The sequence below is a fragment of the Delftia sp. PX-1 genome, from assembly GCF_055797465.1.
Map to the genome: position 1 here is coordinate 4,554,958 of NZ_CP184763.1, position 16,466 is coordinate 4,571,423.

A 16,466-nucleotide genomic window follows, 5' to 3' on the forward strand; every position below is an offset into this window, starting at 1 on the left:
ACTCAACTCAACGCAAAGGAGCCACACCATGCCCATGACCCGGATCAACATGCGCGCCGGCAAGTCCCCCGCCTACCGCCAGGCCATCTGCGACAGCCTCTACCGCGCCATGCGCGAGACCTTCAACGTGCCGGAGGACGACCAGTTCATGACCATCACCGAGCATGACGGCGACAACTTCCGCTACAGCGCCTCCTACCTGGGCGTGGCGCGCAGCGACGATCTGGTGCTGGTGCAGCTCACGGTCAGCAACACCCGCAGCCTGGAGCAGAAGATGGCGCTGTTCAGCCGCATCGCCGAGCTGCTGGTCGAAAGCCCCGGCCTGCGGCCCGAGGACGTGTTCGTCAACCTGGTCGAGGTGGACAAGGAGAACTGGTCCATGGGCCACGGGCTCGCGCAATACGCAACTTAAGACACGCGGATCGGCGCAACACCCACAGCGGCGCGCTCAGTCCGGCACACTCAGTCCGGCACAGCCAGCGCCGCCACGAATTGCTGGCCCACGGCGGTGATGATCTCGGCGCGCGCCGCCGTGCGCAGCTGCACCAGGGCGATCTGCCGGCTCTCGGCAGTCTGGGCAAGGGGCAGCACGCGCAGGCGCGGGTCGCCCTCCCAGCCATGCCGCGCCAGGTTGGGCAGCATGGCCACGCCCATGCCGTCGCGCACCAGCTCCACGATGGTCTCGATGGAGTTGAGCTCCAGGAACTCCTGGGGCTTGGCGCGCAGACGGCGCAGCGTGCGCTCCACCAGCTCGCCCGTGTGCTCGGTGCGGTCGAAGCGGATGAAGGGATAGCGCTCCACCATGTCGGCAGGCGCCGCGGGCCGGGCGGCGCGCGGCGCCAGCAGCACCATGGGCTCGGCGTACAGCGGCGTCCAGACCAGCGAGGGGCGCTTGATGGCCGGGTTGTAGACCACCACGGCCGCGTCCAGCTCATGGTTCTCCACCTGGGCGATCAGCCGGTTGGACTTGCCCGAGACCACATGCAGGTCCACCGCCGGATGGTGGCGCTTGAGCTCCAGCGTGGCGCGCACCAGCTGGCTCAGCGCCGAGACGATGGAGCCGAACTGCACGGTGCCGGCCAGCGGTGCGTCGGCCCGCGTGCCGTGCTTGGCCTGCTCGTACAGCGCCACCAGCTGGGTGGCAATGGGCACCAGCGCCCGGCCCTGCTCGTTGAGCGTGACCAGCTTGCCCTGGCGCGCGAACAGCTTGCGCTTGAGGTCGTTTTCCAGCGTGCGCATCTGCAGCCCCACGGCCACCTGGGTCAGCGCCACGCGCTGTCCGGCGGCGGTGAAGGAGCCCTCGGCCGCCACGGCGAGGAAAGTGCGAAGAATGCGCAGGCTTGGCATAAAAGTTTTGCTTTCAAGATTCGTAAGAAATTCCAGCTTTCACCAAACAGTTTCTATCATCAAAATCGCTGGCAACCGATAGCCGATCGTCCTGATCGCACCCTCCCACTTCCCGGATTTCTGGAGATCTCCATGCCTGCACCCGTGTCCCGCCGCCTGCTCGTCTGCTGCGCCGCCCTGTTGACCTGCGCCACGCCCGGCTGGGCCGCGCCCGCCGCCGATGCCTGGCCCTCGCAGCCGCTGAAGATCATGGTGGGCTTTGCCGCCGGCGGCGCCAACGACATCGTGGCCCGCATCCTGGCCAAGGAGCTGCAGCAGCGCCTGGGCCAGAGCGTGGTGGTGGAGAACCGCGGCGGCGCGGGCGGCCTGATCGCCAGCGAAGTGGTGGCCAAGGCGCCCAAGAACGGCTACACGCTGCTGCTGGGCTCCATCGGCAGCAACACCGTGGCGCCCGTGCTGGCCAAGAAGCTGTCGTTCGACCCGCGCAAGGACCTGGAGCCCATCACCCTGGTGGCCGAGTCCGGCAACGCGCTGCTGGTGAACGCCGCCCTGCCCTACAAGACGGTGCAGGAAATGATCGAGGCCGCGCGCAAGGCGCCGGGCAGCATCAACTACGCATCGTCGGGCAACGGCTCCACCCTGCACCTGGCCGGCGCGCTGTTCGCGCAGCAGGCCGGCGTGAACCTGGTGCACGTGCCCTACCGCGGCAACGGCCCGGCCATCACCGATGTGTCGGGCGGCCAGGTGCAGGCCATTTTCTCGGGCATTCCGCCCGCCATCACCTCGGCCAAGACCGGCCAGACCCGCATCCTGGCCGTGACCACGAAGCAGCGCGTCAAGAACCTGCCCAGCGTGCCCACCGTCGCCGAGGCCGGCCTGCCAGGCTATGCCTTCACGTCCTGGTACGGCCTGTTCACCACGGGCGGCACGGACCCGGCCATCGTCGAGCGGCTGGCCCAGGAAGTGCGCAAGATCATGGAGCGCCCCGAAGTGCAGGCCCAGTTCGAGGCCCAGGGTCTGGACCCCGAGACCAGCGACCCCAAGTCCTTCAAGCAGCAGATCGACCGCGAGCTGACGCGCTGGAGCCGCGACGTGAAGACCATGGGCATCACCGCCGACTGAGGCAGGTTCTTTCATGCACGCCTCTTCCTCTCCCTTCACTCCCGGCAATCCCTACGACTCCAGGCGGGTGCCCGTGTTCGCGCGCAATGCCGTGTCCACCTCCCACCCGCTGGCGGCGCAGGCCGGCCTGCGCATGCTGTGGGCAGGCGGCAACGCGGTGGACGCGGCCATTGCGGCGGCGGCGGCCATGACCATCGTCGAGCCGGTGAGCAACGGCCTGGGCTCGGACGCCTTCTGCATCCTCTGGGATGGCAAGGAGCTGCACGGGCTCAACGCCAGCGGCCGCGCACCGCAGGGCTGGGCGCCCGAGTACTTCCACCAGCGCTATGGTCGCCAGGACAAGCCGCCGCGCCGGGGCGTGGACTCCATCACCGTGCCGGGCGCCGTCAGCGCCTGGGTGGCCCTGCACGAGCGCTTCGGCAAGCTGCCCTTTGACGCGCTGATGGAGCCGGCCGCCGAGATCGCCGAGCGCGGCTACCTGGTGCCGCCCGTGGTCCAGCAGAAATGGGCCGCAGGCGCGCCCGAGCTGCAATCGCAGCCGGGGTTCAGGGAAAGCTTCCTGCCCCGGGGCCGCGCGCCGGAAGTGGGCGAGCTGTTTTGCTTTCCCGCCGCAGCGCGCGCCCTGCGCGCCATTGGCGCCACGCGCGGCAAGGCCTTCTATGAAGGCGAGATTGCCCGGGCCGTGACCTCGTTCGTGCAGCAGCATGGCGGCTGCCTGGGCATGGCCGACATGGCCGCGCACGAGGTGCAATGGGTGCAGCCGCTGGCCAAGGACTACCGCGGCCACACGCTGCACGAGATCCCGCCGGGCGGGCAAGGCATTGCCGCGCAGATCGCGCTGGGCATTCTGTCCAACTTCGACCTGGCCAGCCTGCCCGTGGATGGCGTGGCCTCCCAGCATCTGCAGATCGAGGCCATGAAGCTGGCCTTTGCCGACATCTACCGCTACGTGGCCGATGCGGACATGGAGGTGACGCCCGCACAGATGCTCGACGACGCCTACCTGGCCTCGCGCGCCAGGCTGATCGATCCGCGCCGTGCGCAGGACTTCAAGGCCGGCAACCCCGTGCGCGGCGGCACCATCTACCTGACGGCAGCCGACGAGAACGGCATGATGGTCAGCTTCATCCAGAGCAACTTCTCGGGCTTTGGCTCGGGCGTGGTGGAGCCGACCTTCGGCATCAGCCTGCAAAACCGCGGCCACGGCTTCGGCACCGACCCCCAGCACCCCAACCGCGCCAACCTGGTGGGCCCGGGCAAGCGCCCCTTCCACACCATCATTCCGGCCTTCCTGACCCGCGACGGCCAGCCCGTGATGAGCTTCGGCGTCATGGGCGGCAACATGCAGCCCCAGGGCCACATGCAGACTGTGGTGCGCATGCTGGACTACCGCCAGTCGCCCCAGGCGGCCTGCGATGCGCCGCGCTGGCGCGTCAACGAAGGCCTGGCCATCAACGTGGAAGGCGGCATGGACCCGTCCACCATCGCCGGCCTGCAGGCGCTGGGCCACCAGGTGGAGGTCATCCACGACCCCTACCAGGACTTCGGCGCCGGCCAGTTCATCTGGCGCATGGGCGATCCCGCCGTGGAGGGCTACCAGATCGCCAGCGACCCGCGCCGCGACGGGCTGGCGGCCGGGTTCTGAAGCGTGCTCCAACCCGCCTGTGGCTACTCCGCGCGCAGGCGCCCCTGGCGGGTCAGCCGCGCCGCCAGCGCGGCCTCTTCGCTGACCAGGCGCTGCAGCACGGCCGCGCTGGCCGGGAAGGGCTCGCTGCCCAGTTCGCGGATCAGGCGGCTGAACTCCGAGTCGGCCACGGACTGGGAGATCCAGCCATACAGGCTGTCCACGCTGGCCGTGGGCGCACCCTTGGGCGCGAACACGCCCACGAAGGTGGTGGCATCGAACACCGGCAGGCCCAGCTGGGCCAGGTCGGGCACATCGGCCAGCCCGCCCCCGGCGCGCGGCCCCAGCACGAGCAGCGCGCGCAGGGCGCCGCTCTTGATATGCGGCGTGGAGCTGGTGATCTGGTCCACCACGGCATCGATCTGCCCGCCGATCAGATCGACCAGGGCCGGCCCCGATCCCTTGTAGTGCACGGGATTGACGCGCACCTTCACCGCATCTTCCAGCTGCAGCACGGCCAGGTGATTGGGCGAGCCCGGGCCGGCATGGCCCACGGTCACGCTGCCATCCCTGGCCTTCATCGCCTTGATGAAATCGGCCGCGGTCTTGAAGCGCGCGTCGTTGGCGCGCACCACCACGACCACGGGCGTGCGGCTGACCACGGCAATGGGCGCAAAGCTGTCGGCGCGGTAGGGCAGCTTGATCATCTCGGGCAAGGTGCCCAACTGGCCCGGCGTGGCCACCAGCAGCGTATGCCCGTCCGGCTCGGCGCGCGCCACCCAGCCCGAGCCCACGGCACCACCGCCGCCCGCACGGTTGTCCACGATCACGGACTGCCCCGCATGCCGGGCCAGCGGAATGCCCAGCGTGCGGGCCACGATGTCCACGTTGCCGCCCGGCGCAAAGGGCACGACCAGCGTGAGCGGCTTGGCCGGAAATGCGCGCGCCTGCACTGCCGATGCAGCCGATGCCGCAGCCAGCGCCGCGAAAGATACCGCCGTGCGGATAAAGCCTCTGCGGCCCGATGTGATTCGATTCATTTTCTCTGTCTCCTGCTATTTGAAAATCAATGACCCCAATACAGGCGCGCGGGGTTATCGACCAATACCGTGCGTCTGTATTCCTCTGGAACCCAATCCACCAATGCCTGCGCCAATTCGCCAGCGGAATTCGAACGGGCCTTTATTCCGGGATGCGGCCAGTCCGACCCCCATACGATCCGGTGCGGATTGGCCTGCACCAGGGCATGTGCAATCGGAACCACGGCCGGGTCCACGGCCGATGCCGTTGCCGATATCCGGTAGGCGCCCGAGAACTTCACCCAGGCCCGGCCTTCCTTCATCAGCGCCTGCAGGTTGCGGCTGCCCGGCCCGCCGGCGCCCAGCTGGCGCGACGGGTGGCCGAAGTGATCCACCACCACGGCCACGCCCATGTCGGCCACGCGCTGCGCCAGGCCAGGGTCGTCATCCACGTTCACCAGCAATTGCATGTGCCAGCCCAGGCCCCGGATGCGGTCGGCCACGGTCCGCAGGCTGGAGACGGAGACCCCGCCCGAAAACAGCGCATTGCACCGAGCGCCGCGCACGCCCAGGGCGTGCAGCGCTTCGATCTCCGCATCCGGCGTGTCCTCGTAGATCACGGCCACGCCACGCATGCGGCCCGCCTCGGCATGGCGCAGCGTCTGCTTGAGCAGGCCGTGGTCGCGGCCATACACGCTGGGCTGGACCAGAACGCAGCGGTCCACGCCCAATGGGCGAAAGGCTTTCCAATAACCGTCCATGGACGCGACAGCCGGTGTATAGGCGCGTTCCGCAATCAACGGAAAATCATCGGAACGACCAAATACATGGAAATGGGTATCGCAGGAATTTTCTGGAAACAGATACTGTTCCGCTGGATTTTCGACTGCGTCGCAATCAACGGCACAGCGGTTGAAACTGGGTGAATTCATGGGCATTCATTTCAAAGCTGGTGCATTGTCGTGACGCACGTAAAATTCAGTCAAGCTCATCTTTGTCATCATCAAAATGAACAGCATTCAACATGCAGACGGCACGCCCCGGGCCCCGGTCAACCTGCGCAGCATCGACCTCAACCTGCTGGTGATCTTCGAGGCCCTGGTGGAGGAACGCAGCGTGGGCAAGGCCGCCGCGCGGCTGGGCATCACCTCCTCGGCCGTCAGCCACGCGCTGCGCCGGCTGCGCACCCAGTTCAACGACCCGCTGCTTCTGCGCACGGCCGAAGGCATGTCGCCCACGCCCGAGGCCGTGCGCCTGGCGCGCAGCTTCCGCAAGGCCTTCAGCGAGATCGAAAGCGCCATCGAGGTCAGCAAGGGCTTCGATCCGGCCACGGCGCGGCGCAATTTCCACCTGCGCCTGTCCGACTACGTGGGCGTGCTGCTGCTGCCGCAGCTGTGCATCCATCTGCGCGCCGTGGCGCCGGGCATCAGCCTGTCGGTGCAGTCCTTCGACGGCCGCCAGCCCTCGGACCGCGTCGAGTACGAAGGCGTGGAAATCCGCCTTTCCGTCTCGCGCGGTCGCTCGGTGCTGTCGGCGTCACGCCGCCTGCTGGACGACCAGTGGATGGTGCTGATGCGCAAGGACCATCCGGCCGCCGCCTCCCCGCTCACGCTGGAAAAATACCTGGAGCAGGGCCACCTGAAGGTCACGGGCGTGGGCAGCAGCATCGTGGATGAACTCCTGGCCGAGCGCGGGCTGGCGCGGCGCGTGATGTTCCAGGTGCCCACCTGGCTGGGCATGGTGCCCGTCATCGAATCCACCGACCTGGTGGCCGCCATGCCCGCGCACTGGATGCACAGCGTGCTGTCCGGCTCCAACTGCGTGGCGCGCCCCATGCCCCTGCCCGAGCTGGCCCTGTCCATCGACGCCGTCTGGCATCCGCGCAACGACCATGACGCGGGGCACAAATGGTTCAGGGAGCTGATCCACCAGATCTTCCAGGAGGCGTACAGCAAGTCACAGCGCGGATATATACTTTGATACATACCAGCAGGAGGAATCACCGTGACGCAGACTGCCAAGCTTTTCACCACCGGTCGCAGCCAGGCCGTGCGCCTTCCCTATGAATTCCGGTTCGAGGAAAAAGAGGTCTACATACGTCGCGACCCCGTCACGGGCGACGTGATCCTGTCGCGCCGTCCCGACTCATGGCAAGAGTTCTTTGCGCTCGACGCCACCACCGACGTGCCGGCCGATTTCATGGACACCGCTGACCGAGCGCAGCCAGAGTCAGGCCGCGATCCGTTTGCCGACGAAGGCAGTGCGCGATGACACGCTACCTGCTGGACACCAACATCGCCAGCCACATCATCAAAGGCGATATCCCTGCCGTGCGCGAACAGCTGGTTCGCGTACCCATGCACCAGATCGCAGTGTCGGCGGTCACGCAGGCCGAACTGATGTACGGGGTCGCCAAGCGCGGCCACCCTGCCGGGCTGTCGCTGCGGGTGACAGGGTTCCTGGCCCGCGTCGAGGTGCTGCCCTGGACGGCCCAGGTGGCCGATGCCTACGGCCACCTGCGCGCCGCCTGCGAGGCGGCCGGCATCACGCTGGCCTCCATGGACATGATGATTGCCGCGCACGCCCTGCTCCTGCAGCAGCAGGCCGCGCAGGCCGGCGAGCGCTCGGTGCTGGTCACAAGAGACCGGGTGTTCAGCCGCATTCCCGAACCCGGACTGGCCATCGCGGACTGGACCACCGGCCCGGCTGGCTGAATCGGCGCTTAACCCAGCCCTCATGCTTTTCGGTGAAGATGCGGTCTTTCCGCCGCACAAGCCATGACACCAGAACAACACACTCCAGCGCTGCAGCGCCGCAACCTCGGCCTGCTCGTGGCCGCGCAATCGCTGGGGGGCGCGTCGCCGCCCATCATCATTTCGCTGGGCGGCCTGGTGGGGCAGCAGCTGTCCACCAATCCCACGGCCACCACGCTGCCGGTCAGCATCTACCAGCTGGGCCTGGCGCTGTCCACGCTGCCTGCGGCCTGGCTGATGCAGCGCATGGGGCGGCGCACGGCCTATGTGCTGGGTGCCATCCTGGGCGTGGTCTCGGGCGTGATCGCGGCCCAGGGCATTGCGCACTCCGATTTCGTGACCTTCTGCATCGGCACGGCGCTGGCGGGCTTTTACGCGGCCTGCGTGCAGAGCTACCGCTTCGCGGCCACCGACGCCATGACCGACCCCGCCGAGCAGGCGCGCGCCATCTCGCGCGTGATGATCGGCGGGCTGATCGCGGCCATCATCGGCCCGCAGGTGGTGATCTGGACGCGCGACGCCCTGCCCATGACGCCGTTCGCTGGCAGCTTCTACAGCCAGGCCGTTCTCGCCCTGCTGGCCCTGCCGCTGCTGCTGGGCCTGAAGCTGCCGCCGCCCCAGGCCCGCGCCGTGGCGGGCGAGGCCCGGCCGCTGGCCGAGATTGCGCGCACACCGCAGTTCATCGTGGCGGCTTCGGCCGGCGTGGTCAGCTACGGCCTCATGGCCTTTCTGATGACGGCCGCGCCCATGGCCATGGTGGGCTGCGGCCACACGGTGGGCGAGGCGGCGCTGGGCATCCAGTGGCATGTGCTGGCCATGTTCGCACCCAGCTTCTTCACGGGCCGGCTGATCGCGCGCTTTGGCAAGCGCCGCATCACGGCGCTGGGGCTGGTGATGATCGCGGCCTCGGCCCTGATGGCGTTGATGGGGCTGGAGCTGCTGCACTTCTGGGGCTCCCTGGTGCTGCTGGGCGTGGGCTGGAACTTCGGCTTCATCGGCGCCACCGCCATGGTCACCGAGTGCTACCGGCCCGCAGAGCGCGCCAAGGTGCAGGCGCTCAACGATTTCCTGGTCTTCGGCACCGTGGCCGTGGCCTCGTTCGGCTCGGGCCAGCTGCTGCACACGGCCGGCTGGGACGGCATCAACACCTGGCTGCTGCCCATCGTGGGCGTGGTGCTGCTGATGCTGGCCGTGCAGGGACGGGGTCGCGGCGCGGGCGCGCCGGCCTGAAGTGTGAAGCGCATGTCGGAACGGACGCCATGCCAGGCCATCGGAAATCGTGGTCCAGACCTCTTGTGGAGAGAATCCATGCGTGAAGCCATTGCGCTGTTGTGTGGCCTGGCATTGGCAGTTCCAGCCATGGCGCAGATCTATCAATGCAAGGATCCATCCGGAGAAATGAATTTCTCCGACCGTCCATGCAGCAGCGCGCAAGTCGGCGGCATGATCGAGCGCCGAAAGACGGATGCGGAGATTCTGCAGGAGCGCGCCGAGGCCGCGCAGGCCAACGAGCGCAAATACCGCCAGCAGGCCGTCGACGCACAGCGGCGCCAGATCGATAGCCAGCAGCGCATGATCGACCAGCAGGCGCAGCAGCCCACGCCTGCATCAGCCTCCCCGGGCTGCAGCCAGGCTCGCAAGGAGCTGGAATTCGTCTCCAGCATCCGCAGCCTCTCCGAAGGCGAAAAGCGCATGCGCATGAATGCGCAGATCTCCAACGTGAACGCATCCTGCGGCACGAATATGCCCTTGCTCCAGGAGCCACCCAAGATTGTCCTGACCCCTCCAGCCGGCACCCGCACCGTAAAGCTCGACCGGTGCAAGGCAGACAGCTGCTTCGACATCAAAGGTAACCTCTATCGCCGGTATCGCGACACCTTGACCGCCTACAACGGGCTGATCTGCGTGCTGGAAGGCGACACGATTCGCTGCGACTGAGCGGCGCCGTCCAGCCCATGATGGGACCCGCCAAGGCGGACCTGTGCTGGACGCAGCATCGGTCTACTTGCGGCCATCCCCGGGCAGGTCCGCACGGCGGCTGCCCAGCCAGAGCACGGCCACCCAGCCCAGCAGCGCCAGGGCCAGCAGCACGGACAGATGCCATAGCGCCGCCTCCAGCGGCGCGCCGGCCTGGTTCAGTCGCAGCGAGGCCTGGATGGCCGCCGTGCTGGGCGACAGCCAGCGCAGCGCCTGCAGCAGTTGCGGCAGGGCCTCGGCCGGCCAGCTGAAGCCGCCGACGAAGGCCAGCGGGATGGAGGTGAACAGCACCACCTGCATGGCGCGCTCGCGGTTGGCCAGCCACCAGCCCAGCAGCGCCGCCGCTCCCGCCACAGCCGGGACGAAGACGGCCAGCAGTGCCAGCGCGCCCCAGGGATTGCCGCCGCGCGGATAGTCGTGCCAGACGAAGATCCAGCCGAAGTAGTACAGGCCCGAGAGCCAGCCCAGCGTGCACAGCGCCAGCAGCCGCGCCAGCCAGGTGCGTGCCGGCGCCCGGTCCAATCCCTGCTCGCGCCAGGTTCCCACCAGCAGCGCGCCGCCCATGAGCAGTGTCTGCTGCAGGATGATGATGGCCACGGCGGCGACGACGAAGCTGCCGTAGCCTTCCGTCGGATTGAACAGGGCCTGCATCTGCAGGTTGACGGGCGAGCGGCTGGCCTGGGCCTGCAATGCGCTCTGTCCGCCGGCCGTCAGCCGCCGCAGCTCCACGCCTGCCGAGACCGTGCCAAAGGCCTCGGCAAAGCCGTACTGCACCTGCTTGGCGGCCAGCGGGTAGGCACCGTTGGCATAGACGGGGACCACGGCCTCTTCGCTGCGCACCACGCGGCGCTTGAGGTCGCGCGGCAGCAGCGCGTAGCCCATGACGCGGCCATCCAGCAGGGCCTGCTGCGCCTGGGCCTCGTCGCCCGTGACCAGGGTCACCTCGATGCGCGGGCTGGCCTGGGCAAAGCGCAGCATCTGGCGTGCCAGGCCGCTGCCGTCGTGCTGCACCACGGCCACGGGCACGCGCTGCACGACCTCCTGCCCATAGAACCAGGGATAGAAGAAGCCGTAGAGCACGGGCGCGCCCACCAGCAGCATGAGCACGCCCACGTCGCCGAACACGGCACGCAGGGCGTTGATGAAGTCATGCGCAAAGCCCCTGGCCATCTCAGCGCCCTCCCCATTTGTCGGGGCGGGAAAGGCCGCGCGCCAGGCCTGCCGTGGCCAGCAGCAGCGACACCAGCGCGGCCAGCAATAGCCCGGCCACCACGGGCAGGCTCTGCACGATGGGCGCGCCCATCTGCAACTGCTCTATCTGCAGCCGCGCATAGTGGGTATAGGGCATGGACAGGGCCCAGGCACGCGCCGAATCCGGCATGGCCAGCAGCGGAAAGCCCACGCCGCTGAACGCAAAGGCCGGCGCCGACAGCAGGCCCGCCCCCGAAAGCGCCGTGCGCAGCGACAGCGTGAGCGCCGCCAGCAGCGCCCCCGCCGCCAGGCTCACGGCGATCAGCAGCAGCAGGGCCAGCGCCACCCAGGCCAGGCTGGCAGCGCCCTGCCCCGGATGCCAGCCCCGTCCGGCCGTGAGCCACAGCATGGCCAGCGTACCGCCCAGGCCCAGGCTGGCCCAGGACAGCGCCAGCTTGCCTGCCAAGGCGCCCGCAATGGCGCTCCAGCCGGGCTTTGCCGGGCCCGCAGCCTCGGCCATCCACTGGCCCAGCGTGCGGTCGCGCAGCTCGCGCCCCACGGACCAGGCGCCGGCCGTCATGCCCAGGATGTGCAGCAGCGCGGGAATCAGCGCCGCCGCCAGGAACTGTTCGTAATTGGTGGAGATGTTGAACAGCGACACCAGGTTGGTGCGTATGGGCTCCATGCGCACGCGCAGCGCCTGGGCCGGGTCGCCGCGCTTGGCACGGGCCTGCATTTCCACGCCGGCCGACAGCGTTCCCACCACCTGGCGCAGGTCGCGCTGGATCAGGCTGGAATGCGTGGCCAGCTGGGCGTTGTGCATGAGCACCACGTCGGCCCCCTGGCCCCGCTTGATGTCGCGCGCAAAGCCGGGCGGGATCTGCACCACGGCGTAGGCATTCATGGACTGCAGCGCCCATTGCGCCTCCGAGGCATTGAGCGCCTGCGACTGCACGGCCAGGCCCGGCGTGGCGTCCAGCATGCGCACCAGCTGGCGCGACAGGGCGCTGTGGTCCTGGTCCCAGACGGCGACGGGCAGGCGCTGGACCAGTCCTGCCGAGAAGATCCAGACCATGAGCAGCAGCGCCAGCAGCGGCACCCAGCTGACCATGGCCAGGTCCCAGGGCCGCCCGCGCAGCAGACGCCATTCGCGCCGCAGGCTGGCGGCAAAGGCCGTGGGCGGGTTCGCGCTCACTGCCGCCGGCCGCTCAACGGCCGCCTTCCACGACCACGCTCATGCCGGGCCGCGCGCCTGCAATGGGCTGCTGCGGCCGCGCGCGGACCTCGAAGGTGCGCGCATCGAAGCCCTGGCCGGCGCGCGTGGCGCGCCAGGTGGCGAAGTCGGGCAGCACACCCAGGTAGTAGACCTCGAAGCCGGCCTCGCGGTTGTCCAGGCCCGGCAGGCGGCCGGTGAAACGGCTGCCCTGGGCAAAGCGTGCAAGCTGGTCCTCGCGCACATTGAGCACCACCCACTGGTCGGCCAGGTCCACCACGGTGACCACGGCCACGCCCTGCGGGGACAGCTCGCCCTGGCGGGCCAGCACCTGGACCACCTCGCCGCCCACGGGGCTGCGCAGCTCGGTCTCGGCACGCGCGGCCTCCACCTCGGCGACCACGCCCTGCACCTGGCGTGCCTGGGCCTGTGCGGCACTGCGATCCTCCTGGCGCGCGCCCGAAGCCGCCATTTCATACTGCGCACGCGCGGCCAGCGCCTGGTCGCGCGAGGCGCGCCAGTTGGCATCGGCTTCATCGCGTTTCTGGGCCGCAACCAGTCCCTGGTCGAAGAGGCTTTGCACGCGGCGCAGCGAGGTCTGGGCCAGGTCGGCGGCCGTCTGGGCGCGCTGCCAGTTCAGGCGCGCCATCTGCACTTCCTGCGGGCGGGCGCCGGCCTGCGCCTTGTCGGCCTGGGCCTGGGCGGCATCGCGCGCGGCCTCGGCCTGGGCCAGCTTGGCGCGCACCTCGGGGCTGTCCATCTCCACCAGCAGATCGCCGGGCTGGATCTTCTGGCCTTCGGTGACGCGCACCTTGGCGATGCGCGCCGTGACCTTGGGCGCGATGTCGGTCTCGCGTGCCTCCATCTGGCCCTGGAAATACAGGGGGGCGGGCTGCGCCGCACGCCAAAAGCCCCAGGCCACGAGCAGCAGCACGGCCAGCACGATGGCCAGGGCCAGCCAGGGGCGCCTGCGCCCCGGCGGCACGGGCGCGGGGCCGGGTGCTTCGGTGGCGCTGCGGGGATGGTCGGGAGTGGCTGTGCTCATGGTGCGTCGGGTGGGATCTGTATGTCGGCCTGGGCCATGAATCGGTCGAATTCCTCGCTCTGGCCCGTGCTCTCCAGCAGTGCGGCCAGGGCCTGCACATACTGGTTGGCCAGTTCGGCACGCTGGGTCTGGACCTTGGCGAGATTGAGGCTGGCATCGATCAGGTCCAGCGTGGTGCTGGTGCCTTCCCGCAGGCCGGCCTCGCGCAGCCGCAGCAGCTCGCGCGCAAGATCCTCCTGGGCCTGCTGGGCCTGGTACTGGCGGCGCGCCTGCTCCACGCCCAGCCAGTTCTTCTCGACCAGCAGCGCGATGTCGCTGAGCGCCTGGGCTTGGGTCAGCTCGGCCTGCTCGATCTTGCGCTGCGAGGAGGCGGCCAGCGCATCGCGGTCGATGCTGTCCCACAGCGTCCAGCGCACGGCCACGCCTGCCACCCAGTTGGGCTTGCCGCTGGTGTTGACCTCGCGCGAACCGAAGGCCAGCAGCTGCGGCCGGCGCAGCGCCTCCTGGGCATCGTGCAGGGACTCGGCCTGGCGCTTCTTGGCCTGGACCTTGTCCAGACCCGGATGGTGCGACTGGGCCGCGGTGACGAAGCCGTCCAGCGGCGGCAAGGGCCGGCTGCTGACGAACAGCGGCGTGCTGGGCAGCACCTGCCGCTGCGCCTTGACCGTGCGCGCCAGCGCCGCTGCGGCCAGGTCTGCGTCGTCGCGCGATTTGCGCGCCTGCTGCTCGGCGTCGGCCAGCGCGGCACGGGCCTGCAGGCGCTCCAGCCGGGAGATCACGCCCGCCTTGAGCATGCTTTGCGCGGCCGCGTCATGCACGCGCACGCCCTCAAGCGCACGCTCGCGCAGCCGTGCGGCCCGCTCGGCCAGCTGGGCGCCGAAGTAGCGCTGCACCAGCAGCGAATGCAGGGCGTGGCTGCTGCTGGCGGCATCGGCCAGGGCTTCGTCGGTGGCAGCGTCCAGGCCACTGCGCACCGCATCGGACAGGCCGCCCAGGTACAGCGGCCAGACCAGGGACAGGCTGGCCGAGGCATTCGTGCTCTTGCGCTGCAAGGCATAGGAGGTGGGCAGTTGCGGCAGCGAGGGAATGGCCGGCCCCACCGAGGGCGGCAGCTGGCCGAGGACACCGTCCAGGGTGCGCCGCGCAGGATCGAGATCGATGTCGGCATTGGCCGAGTAGCGGTAGCCCAGGCCCGTGATGGCCACGGAAGGCCCGCCCAGCCCCTGCGTACCCTGGCGTCTGAGCCGCGCGCTTTCCACGGCCTTGGCCGAGGCGGCCAGTTGGTCGGAGCCCTGCAGCAGCGCCTGGCGGGCCTGCACGAAGCTCATCGCGGCGGCGGCCTGGGAGGCCGGAGCCTCCCCTGCAGCCTGGGCCGCCCCTGCGACCATGCTCAGCGCCGCCAGCCACGGCACAAGGCGCGCGGGCCGCGCAAGCAACGGAAAAAACATGGAAGCGCTCAATGGCATGAATGGGGGCGCCTTGCGTGGTTCACCGATGGTGGCGAAGCTTACACGGGCTTGCAGGCGGGCCCCCGTCGGACAAGGTCCTGTGCCTTGTGCCCCCGGCACTGTGCAGCAGGGTCGATTTGCGTGGCGTTCCATCCCATTTCTGTGCGCAGGTGCCGCGCCATGCCGCTACACTGGCGCCTGCCTGCGCGAGCATGTCCTGGCGGACCTGTCCGCAGGCCTTTTTTTTCTGCCCGGCATCGGCCCGATGCCCCGACTGACCACCATGTCCACCGTCTTCAACTTCACCTTCGTCCCCTGGTTCCGGTCCGTGGCTCCCTATATCCACAAGTTCCGACACCAGACCTTTGTGGTGGGACTGACGGGCGAGGCCATCGCATCGGGCAAGCTCAGCTCCATCGTCCAGGACCTGGCCATGATCCAGGCCATGGGCGTGAAGATCGTGCTGGTCCATGGCTTCCGTCCCCAGGTCAACGAGCAGCTTGCCGCCAAGGGCCATGAGGCCCAGTACTCGCGCGGCGTGCGCATCACCGACTCCGTGGCGCTGGACTGCGCCCAGGAAGCCGCTGGCCAGCTGCGCTATGAGATCGAGGCTGCCTTCAGCCAGGGCCTGCCCAATACGCCCATGGCCGGCGCGCGGGTGCGGGTGATCTCGGGCAACTTCCTCACGGCCCGGCCCGTGGGCATCGTGGACGGCGTGGATTTCAAGCATTCGGGCCTGGTGCGCAAGGTCGATGTCAGCGGCATCCGCAGCGCCCTGGACATGGATGCCATGGTGCTGATGTCGCCCTTCGGCTTCTCGCCCACCGGCGAGGCCTTCAACCTGAGCATGGAAGAGGTGGCCACGCGCGTGGCCATCGAGCTGAAGGCCGACAAGCTGATCTTCATGACCGAGGTGCCGGGCATCCGCATGGACCCCACGGGCCCGGCCGACGAGACCAACCCCATCGACACCGAGCTGCCGCTGGCCACGGCCCGCCGCATGCTGGCCGAGCTGCCCACGCCCGAGCAGCCCACGGACACGGGCTTTTACCTGCAGCACTGCGTGCATGCCTGCGAGCACGGCGTGGAGCGCAGCCACATCCTGCCCTTTGCGATCGACGGCGCGCTGCTGCTGGAGATCTATGTGCACGACGGCATCGGCACCATGGTCATCGACGAGAAGCTGGAAGAGCTGCGCGAGGCCACGCCCGACGACGTGGCCGGCATCATCCAGCTGATCGAGCCCTTCGAGAAGGACGGCACCCTGGTCAAGCGCAGCCGCACCGAGATCGAGCGCGACATCGCCCACTACACCATCATCGAACACGATGGCGTGATCTTCGGCTGCGCCGCGCTCTACCCCTATCCCAGCGCCAGGACGGCCGAGATGGCGGCCGTCACCGTCTCGCCCAAGAGCCAGGGCACGGGCGATGGCGAGAAGCTGCTCAAGCGCATAGAGCAGCGCGCCAAGGCCCAGGGCCTGGACAGCCTGTTCGTGCTGACCACGCGCACCATGCACTGGTTCATCAAGCGCGGCTTCCAGCCCGTGGACCCCGACTGGCTGCCCGAGGCGCGCAAGGCCAAGTACAACTGGGACCGCAAAAGTCAGGTCCTGGTCAAGAAGTTGTAACCCCCTGAGGCGCTGTGCGCCTTCCCCCTCACGAGGGGGGCATACGGGCGGCCGGCGACACCCTCGGTGCGGGGGCGGCGCGGCCGGCCCAGGCCCT

16 protein-coding genes are annotated in these 16,466 nt (G+C 68.9%); 9 read left to right on the top strand and 7 right to left on the bottom strand.

The genetic code is table 11. The features are described from left to right. The first annotated feature begins 28 nt into the window (after nucleotides 1-28). Nucleotides 29-412 carry a tautomerase family protein gene (locus ACN20X_RS20855; RefSeq protein ID WP_016448235.1) on the top strand — a complete coding sequence of 128 codons (384 nt, stop codon included), beginning with the start codon at nucleotides 29-31 and terminating at the stop codon, nucleotides 410-412. 50 nt (nucleotides 413-462) lie between these two features. On the opposite strand, the gene ACN20X_RS20860 is transcribed toward ACN20X_RS20855, so the two are convergent. Then, nucleotides 463-1,347 carry a LysR family transcriptional regulator gene (locus tag ACN20X_RS20860; protein WP_016448236.1) on the bottom strand — a complete coding sequence of 295 codons (885 nt, stop codon included), beginning with the start codon at nucleotides 1,345-1,347 and terminating at the stop codon, nucleotides 463-465. Between the two features lie 132 nt (nucleotides 1,348-1,479). Between ACN20X_RS20860 and ACN20X_RS20865 the strand changes: the two genes are divergently transcribed. After that, nucleotides 1,480-2,469 carry a Bug family tripartite tricarboxylate transporter substrate binding protein gene (locus ACN20X_RS20865; protein ID WP_280047950.1) on the top strand — a complete coding sequence of 330 codons (990 nt, stop codon included), beginning with the start codon at nucleotides 1,480-1,482 and terminating at the stop codon, nucleotides 2,467-2,469. A gap of 13 nt (nucleotides 2,470-2,482) precedes the next feature. Further along, nucleotides 2,483-4,114 carry a gamma-glutamyltransferase family protein gene (locus ACN20X_RS20870; RefSeq protein ID WP_016448237.1) on the top strand — a complete coding sequence of 544 codons (1,632 nt, stop codon included), beginning with the start codon at nucleotides 2,483-2,485 and terminating at the stop codon, nucleotides 4,112-4,114. A 23-nt stretch (nucleotides 4,115-4,137) separates the two neighbouring features. Here ACN20X_RS20870 and ACN20X_RS20875 read toward each other — a convergent pair whose 3' ends face one another. Both ACN20X_RS20875 and ACN20X_RS20880 read right to left on the bottom strand, forming a co-directional pair. Continuing rightward, nucleotides 4,138-5,133 carry a tripartite tricarboxylate transporter substrate binding protein gene (locus ACN20X_RS20875; RefSeq protein WP_473209844.1) on the bottom strand — a complete coding sequence of 332 codons (996 nt, stop codon included), beginning with the start codon at nucleotides 5,131-5,133 and terminating at the stop codon, nucleotides 4,138-4,140. Nucleotides 5,134-5,159: 26 nt separating this feature from the next. Then, nucleotides 5,160-6,050, bottom strand: a complete 891-nt coding sequence (locus ACN20X_RS20880) for an amidohydrolase family protein (RefSeq protein WP_473209845.1) — start codon at nucleotides 6,048-6,050, stop codon at nucleotides 5,160-5,162. A gap of 70 nt (nucleotides 6,051-6,120) precedes the next feature. On the opposite strand from ACN20X_RS20880, the gene ACN20X_RS20885 reads away from it, so the two are divergent. The 5 genes from ACN20X_RS20885 to ACN20X_RS20905 all read left to right on the top strand — a co-directional run bounded on the left by ACN20X_RS20885 (nucleotide 6,121) and on the right by ACN20X_RS20905 (nucleotide 9,803). Beyond that, a complete protein-coding gene (locus tag ACN20X_RS20885; protein ID WP_473209846.1) occupies nucleotides 6,121-7,092 on the top strand; it encodes a LysR family transcriptional regulator in 972 nt (323 codons plus the stop codon). A 24-nt stretch (nucleotides 7,093-7,116) separates the two neighbouring features. Next, nucleotides 7,117-7,383 (top strand): antitoxin, encoded by a 267-nt coding sequence (locus ACN20X_RS20890; RefSeq protein WP_016453264.1) that lies wholly within the window; start codon nucleotides 7,117-7,119, stop codon nucleotides 7,381-7,383. Continuing rightward, the gene (locus tag ACN20X_RS20895; protein WP_034367439.1) at nucleotides 7,380-7,826 is read left to right on the top strand and encodes a type II toxin-antitoxin system VapC family toxin; all 447 of its coding nucleotides are present in this window, start codon (nucleotides 7,380-7,382) and stop codon (nucleotides 7,824-7,826) included. The genes ACN20X_RS20890 and ACN20X_RS20895 overlap by 4 nt, the downstream gene beginning before the upstream one ends. A gap of 63 nt (nucleotides 7,827-7,889) precedes the next feature. Beyond that, a complete protein-coding gene (locus ACN20X_RS20900; RefSeq protein WP_013801714.1) occupies nucleotides 7,890-9,095 on the top strand; it encodes an MFS transporter in 1,206 nt (401 codons plus the stop codon). A 78-nt stretch (nucleotides 9,096-9,173) separates the two neighbouring features. After that, nucleotides 9,174-9,803, top strand: a complete 630-nt coding sequence (locus ACN20X_RS20905) for a DUF4124 domain-containing protein (RefSeq protein ID WP_473209847.1) — start codon at nucleotides 9,174-9,176, stop codon at nucleotides 9,801-9,803. Nucleotides 9,804-9,866: 63 nt separating this feature from the next. Here the strand turns inward: ACN20X_RS20905 and ACN20X_RS20910 are convergent, their stop codons facing one another. Genes ACN20X_RS20910 through ACN20X_RS20925 form a run of 4 tightly spaced genes read right to left on the bottom strand, consistent with a single transcriptional unit; the run spans nucleotide 9,867 to nucleotide 14,739 of the window. Continuing rightward, nucleotides 9,867-11,012, bottom strand: a complete 1,146-nt coding sequence (locus ACN20X_RS20910) for an ABC transporter permease (protein ID WP_277848645.1) — start codon at nucleotides 11,010-11,012, stop codon at nucleotides 9,867-9,869. 1 nt (nucleotide 11,013) lies between these two features. Next, a complete protein-coding gene (locus tag ACN20X_RS20915; protein WP_310043544.1) occupies nucleotides 11,014-12,228 on the bottom strand; it encodes an ABC transporter permease in 1,215 nt (404 codons plus the stop codon). A gap of 13 nt (nucleotides 12,229-12,241) precedes the next feature. Further along, on the bottom strand, nucleotides 12,242-13,291 hold the full coding sequence (locus tag ACN20X_RS20920; RefSeq protein WP_016448246.1) for an HlyD family secretion protein: 1,050 nt from the start codon (nucleotides 13,289-13,291) through the stop codon (nucleotides 12,242-12,244). Next, nucleotides 13,288-14,739 (bottom strand): TolC family protein, encoded by a 1,452-nt coding sequence (locus tag ACN20X_RS20925; protein WP_473209848.1) that lies wholly within the window; start codon nucleotides 14,737-14,739, stop codon nucleotides 13,288-13,290. Before ACN20X_RS20925 ends, ACN20X_RS20920 begins: the two co-directional genes overlap by 4 nt. Before the next feature lie 283 nt (nucleotides 14,740-15,022). Between ACN20X_RS20925 and argA the strand changes: the two genes are divergently transcribed. Further along, complete coding sequence (argA, locus tag ACN20X_RS20930) at nucleotides 15,023-16,369, top strand: amino-acid N-acetyltransferase (RefSeq protein ID WP_043822846.1); 1,347 nt, start codon at nucleotides 15,023-15,025, stop codon at nucleotides 16,367-16,369. Nucleotides 16,370-16,466: the final 97 nt, after the last annotated feature.

Excerpts from the sequence above, each read along its gene's own strand:
- ACN20X_RS20855 (WP_016448235.1), top strand. The coding sequence starts at position 29 with ATGCCCATGACCCGGATCAACATGCGCGCCGGCAAGTCCCCCGCCTAC.
- ACN20X_RS20860 (WP_016448236.1), bottom strand. The coding sequence starts at position 1,347 with ATGCCAAGCCTGCGCATTCTTCGCACTTTCCTCGCCGTGGCGGCCGAG.
- ACN20X_RS20865 (WP_280047950.1), top strand. The coding sequence starts at position 1,480 with ATGCCTGCACCCGTGTCCCGCCGCCTGCTCGTCTGCTGCGCCGCCCTG.
- ACN20X_RS20870 (WP_016448237.1), top strand. The coding sequence starts at position 2,483 with ATGCACGCCTCTTCCTCTCCCTTCACTCCCGGCAATCCCTACGACTCC.
- ACN20X_RS20875 (WP_473209844.1), bottom strand. The coding sequence starts at position 5,133 with ATGAATCGAATCACATCGGGCCGCAGAGGCTTTATCCGCACGGCGGTA.
- ACN20X_RS20880 (WP_473209845.1), bottom strand. The coding sequence starts at position 6,050 with ATGCCCATGAATTCACCCAGTTTCAACCGCTGTGCCGTTGATTGCGAC.
- ACN20X_RS20885 (WP_473209846.1), top strand. The coding sequence starts at position 6,121 with ATGAACAGCATTCAACATGCAGACGGCACGCCCCGGGCCCCGGTCAAC.
- ACN20X_RS20895 (WP_034367439.1), top strand. The coding sequence starts at position 7,380 with ATGACACGCTACCTGCTGGACACCAACATCGCCAGCCACATCATCAAA.
- ACN20X_RS20900 (WP_013801714.1), top strand. The coding sequence starts at position 7,890 with ATGACACCAGAACAACACACTCCAGCGCTGCAGCGCCGCAACCTCGGC.
- ACN20X_RS20905 (WP_473209847.1), top strand. The coding sequence starts at position 9,174 with ATGCGTGAAGCCATTGCGCTGTTGTGTGGCCTGGCATTGGCAGTTCCA.
- ACN20X_RS20910 (WP_277848645.1), bottom strand. The coding sequence starts at position 11,012 with ATGGCCAGGGGCTTTGCGCATGACTTCATCAACGCCCTGCGTGCCGTG.
- ACN20X_RS20920 (WP_016448246.1), bottom strand. The coding sequence starts at position 13,291 with ATGAGCACAGCCACTCCCGACCATCCCCGCAGCGCCACCGAAGCACCC.
- ACN20X_RS20925 (WP_473209848.1), bottom strand. The coding sequence starts at position 14,739 with ATGTTTTTTCCGTTGCTTGCGCGGCCCGCGCGCCTTGTGCCGTGGCTG.
- argA (WP_043822846.1), top strand. The coding sequence starts at position 15,023 with ATGTCCACCGTCTTCAACTTCACCTTCGTCCCCTGGTTCCGGTCCGTG.